This is a genomic window from Cytobacillus sp. (assembly GCF_032154635.1).
Taxonomy (GTDB): Bacteria; Bacillota; Bacilli; order Bacillales; family Cytobacillaceae; genus Cytobacillus.
In genome coordinates this window covers 1-4,022 of the sequence record NZ_JALDXW010000087.1, presented here as the reverse complement: position 1 = coordinate 4,022, position 4,022 = coordinate 1, and the positions used below count along the sequence as shown (strand labels likewise).

General features: G+C 35.5%; 6 protein-coding genes. 5 read left to right on the top strand and 1 reads right to left on the bottom strand.

Annotation, left to right across the window (positions count from 1 at the left end):
* Window positions 1–23 precede the first annotated feature (23 nt).
* Complete coding sequence (locus tag RUH74_RS24090) at window positions 24–584, bottom strand: YdcF family protein (protein WP_313805409.1); 561 nt, start codon at window positions 582–584, stop codon at window positions 24–26.
* Window positions 585–710: 126 nt separating this feature from the next.
* Between RUH74_RS24090 and RUH74_RS24085 the strand changes: the two genes are divergently transcribed.
* From RUH74_RS24085 to RUH74_RS24065, 5 genes are all read left to right on the top strand, one after another.
* Complete coding sequence (locus RUH74_RS24085) at window positions 711–1,487, top strand: hypothetical protein (protein ID WP_313805407.1); 777 nt, start codon at window positions 711–713, stop codon at window positions 1,485–1,487.
* A 33-nt stretch (window positions 1,488–1,520) separates the two neighbouring features.
* The gene (locus RUH74_RS24080; protein WP_313805405.1) at window positions 1,521–2,042 is read left to right on the top strand and encodes a GNAT family N-acetyltransferase; all 522 of its coding nucleotides are present in this window, start codon (window positions 1,521–1,523) and stop codon (window positions 2,040–2,042) included.
* A gap of 89 nt (window positions 2,043–2,131) precedes the next feature.
* Window positions 2,132–2,776 carry an alpha/beta hydrolase gene (locus RUH74_RS24075; protein ID WP_313805403.1) on the top strand — a complete coding sequence of 215 codons (645 nt, stop codon included), beginning with the start codon at window positions 2,132–2,134 and terminating at the stop codon, window positions 2,774–2,776.
* Between the two features lie 220 nt (window positions 2,777–2,996).
* Window positions 2,997–3,398, top strand: coding sequence for an NUDIX hydrolase (locus RUH74_RS24070; RefSeq protein WP_313805401.1), 402 nt, complete (start codon window positions 2,997–2,999; stop codon window positions 3,396–3,398).
* Between the two features lie 80 nt (window positions 3,399–3,478).
* Window positions 3,479–4,022, top strand: a 544-nt coding sequence (locus tag RUH74_RS24065) for a TlpA disulfide reductase family protein (RefSeq protein ID WP_313805398.1), incomplete at its 3' end; no start/stop codon positions are given.

The window sequence follows — 4,022 nt, the reverse complement described above, 5'->3', positions numbered from 1 at the left end:
CAAAATGGATAGCTTTTTCTATTTTACGTACCAACTAGCTTCATTTTTAATACTGCTGCATATTCACGGATAAAAAGTGTCGCCTTCACTACCTTTGGTGTTTCAGCTGCTAAAGGAAATCCTTTGATTCCAACTTTGTCTGCAAATGTAGTTGCTCGATATAGATGGAAGTCATTACTGACAATGACAGCTTCTTCTATATCGTAAAGTTCTTTCGTGAATTTTAAGTTTTCGTATGTGGAAGTGGAGCGATCTTCAACCAGGATGCGGTTTTCATTAATATGATTTTCAACAAAAAAGCGGCGAAGTGCTTCTGCCTCTGTAACATTTTCTCCTTTTCCTTTCCCTCCGCTCACAATAACTTTGGTGTTTGGATTATCTTCCAAATAGGAGAGTGCTGTTTTTGCTCGATTAAGCAGACTAAGAGACATTTCTTCCCCGTTCACTTTTGCTCCGAGTACGATTAAATAGGGAATATTTGCAGGTGGAGTGTGATTGGCGGTTTTAATAATTTGTATATGAATGATTGAAACAATGAAGACCGGAATCATAAGCAATCCACAAAACAAGCTGAATTTTTTCATGTTTTTCCTCCTAAAAATCATGTTTGGACAAGTTTGTTAATAGAATAAAAGAGATTCAATTAATTAATAGCATAATCTTAGTTGAGTAGGAAGGATTTTCCTTCTAACATGGTTAGGAGTTTTATTATGAATATACAGCAGTATTACAGAAAAACAGCATCCATTTCCTTAAGTGTCAGCCTTGCCACATTAATCCCTCCTTTTTTCATGATCATTTATGGAATTATGATTGCGAGAGATGGAAGAATGATCTTGGTCGTTCTCCCTTTTCTAGTGTATAGTTTTTTTTGTTATCAGTATTATTTGGTTTGTGATCAGCGAGCGAAAGCATTTACAGAGCGTCAAATGGATGATAAAAGTATGAATCAACCCCTATTAAAATCAAATTATGCACTTATCCATTTCTCACCATCAACTACTGTAAGAATGTTGTTTTTTAGTACTACCGGGAAATTACTGGGAGAGCTAAAAGAGAGAAAAATACAATCTATTAGCTGGTTTTTGCCTCCTTTTTTGGACAGGCATTTTGAAAAAAGATATGTGCTTTATGATGGATTAAACAATGTAATTGCCAACTTTCATTTGCAAAAAAGGAAGATAGAAATTACAGATAAGGATGGGAACCTGATAAATATCATTAACGGAGAGGGGAATGACAGACAATTAAAATTTGAATTTGTAAGCAGTGGGAAAAAAATAATGGTCACACGGACCCTTCTTTATATGGATTATCAAATCTTTCACAATCAAATAAGGATCTGCAGGCTGCAAAAGGGGATGATGCCCCTAGAGTGGGAGAATCATATTAAAGATCCGAATACCCCCGTCCTTTCTTTTGAACAGGATATAAGTGAAGAAGAAAAAATAAATATTCTCGCCATCCTATCAAAAATTCTCCTCTAAAACGGTATAATATGGAATATGGAGGGGGAGCAAATGGATCAAAGGTTTACAATAAGAAAAGCAAACGTAACTGATGCGAAAGGAATAGCTAAAGTACACGTCGACAGTTGGAAATCAACGTATGCCAACATAGTTCCGGCAGAATATTTAAATAATCTTTCTTATGAAAGCCGTGAGCAGATGTGGACCAACGCCATTCCATATGGAGGTGTTTATGTAGCAGAAAGCAATGATGGAAGAATAGTGGGCTTTTCCAAAGGCGGTAAAGAAAGAAGCGGTACCTATATTGGGTTCGATGGGGAGATATACGCCATTTATATTTTAAAAGAATACCAAGGGAAAGGTATTGGAACAGCACTTGTTAAACCAATCATAGCTGAAATGAATGGGATGGGAATCAACACGATGCTTGTTTTTGTCTTGGAAGATAATATCTCTCGTCAGTTTTATGAATCACTTGGAGGTAAAAAAATAGATACGGTTGAAGTGGAAATAGGAGGAAAGAAACTTTCGGAACTTGTATATGGTTGGGGTAATATTCGGAATATATTGTAATATTTTCTTTGAATACCGGGCACAATTCATCAGCAAGTATTCTTTCCTTTCTTTATACATGGGGAATTTGTGGAACGGGGGAGAGCTTAATGTTTAATGTAATAACAAGGACAGTTAAAGGGTATAAGGAGTTAGCTATTCCTTTTTCAATATTGAGCAGAGGTGAAGATTCTAAAGACTTGGCAATCATACTTCCAGGTGTGGGATATACCGTAAAGGCACCTCTCCTTCATTACGCATCGGAGTTATTTTTACGTAAGTCGTATGATGTTTTGCAAGTTAATTATCAATATAAGAACAAAGTCTATGATAATTTCACTTTTGAGGAAATAACTGAAGCAATGAAATGGGATGTAAAGACTGTTTTTGATGATGTTTTAACCAACAAAACCTATGAAAATTTCTATCTAATCGGAAAATCTCTCGGGACAATTGCTATGAGCTATGAATTGAAACGAGAATGTTTTAAAAACGCTAAAGCAATTTGGTTGACCCCTTTGATGCAAAGGGATGATGTTTTGAGTGCGATGGTAAGAAGTAAAAATAAAAGTTTGTGTATAATTGGAGATAAAGACCCTTGTTACATTGAAGAAAGATATTCTAAAGTGATAGAAAACCCAAATATCACCTCGAAGTTAATTCCGAAAGTTAATCATAGTCTAGAATATGATGAGGACGTTGTTGAATCAATTGATGTATTGAAAATGGTAATATCCGAAATTGAACAATTTTAAGAAGCGTGGTTTCATTCGTATTTTTAAAGGTTTTACCGTAGCCGGGCGCAATCCAGGAATAAGGATAGGCGCTCATTTTTTTGTTTTTAAGCTAGATTATAGAATAACGGGTGATTAGAAATTGAACATTTTCTTTTAGTTAATTTTAACTAACCAAAATGAAAGGGGAAATAAGAGATGACAGAGAAATAGTAGGTATTAGAAACAGTGAGATGAGAGTATGCTGATACAGTTTTATGATTTATGTTTGATTCATGAGGAAAAGTTAAAATTTGCAGTAATTAGTGCTGTTTATAAAGGAAAGTGGGTTTATGTTAGGCATAAGGGACGAAAAATTCAGGAAATTGCCGGTGGTTATAGAGAGCTAGGAGAAACGATCGTTGATACTGCTAAGAGGGAGTTATTTGAAGAAACTGGGGGGATTGAATATAATTTATATCCGATTTGCGATTACTCAATGGAATATTCTGGTGTGAGGAAATTTGGAAGGCTATTCTTTGCAAGAATAAAGGAGTTTGGGCAATTACCAAACTCAGAAATAAGTGAAGTAAAATGGTATGATAGCCCTCCAATAAACCTTACTTATATCGAGATTCAACCAAAATTGTGTGGAATGTTGTAGAGGATTGCATGATAATAGTCTTTAGATGGACGGTCATGTATGATATAGCATATAAGATTCATCTTAAAAGAGGTGTATGCATGAAGAAGTGGATAGCAGGGGCAGTAATCGTTCTTATACTGTTGATCATTACTGATAAGCTTATTTTAAAAGATAATCATGAAATTGAAGAAATAGAAAAATATGAGAAGTTAGAGAATGCAAGTGAGCTGCCTATTGGGCTAAATGAAGGCAAACGCGCACCTGATTTTGAACTGGTGGATTTGAATGGCAGGACAGTTAAGTTAAGTGATTATACAGGGAAGCCAGTTCTCCTAAATTTCTGGGCGACGTGGTGTCCGCCATGTAAGGATGAAATGCCTCATATGGAAAAGCTTTATAAAAAATATAAGAAAGATGGGTTTGCAATCCTTGCTGTTAATGTAACAACGTCAGAAAAAGATCCAACGCATGTAGGGGAGTTTGTAGATGAATACAAATTGACATTCCCAATCCCGTTAGATGAAAAAGGAGCTGTTTTTCATGATTATGCAATCATTGGCTATCCAACAAGCTTTTTCATCGATTCAGATGGGGTTATTCGAAGAAAAGTAATGGGACCGGTAAAGGAAGACGACTTAGAAA

Bases quoted from the DNA above. Each gene is read 5' to 3' on its own strand.
- RUH74_RS24070 (WP_313805401.1), top strand. From the start codon at position 2,997: ATGCTGATACAGTTTTATGATTTATGTTTGATTCATGAGGAAAAGTTA.
- RUH74_RS24090 (WP_313805409.1), bottom strand. From the start codon at position 584: ATGAAAAAATTCAGCTTGTTTTGTGGATTGCTTATGATTCCGGTCTTC.
- RUH74_RS24075 (WP_313805403.1), top strand. From the start codon at position 2,132: ATGTTTAATGTAATAACAAGGACAGTTAAAGGGTATAAGGAGTTAGCT.
- RUH74_RS24085 (WP_313805407.1), top strand. From the start codon at position 711: ATGAATATACAGCAGTATTACAGAAAAACAGCATCCATTTCCTTAAGT.
- RUH74_RS24080 (WP_313805405.1), top strand. From the start codon at position 1,521: ATGGATCAAAGGTTTACAATAAGAAAAGCAAACGTAACTGATGCGAAA.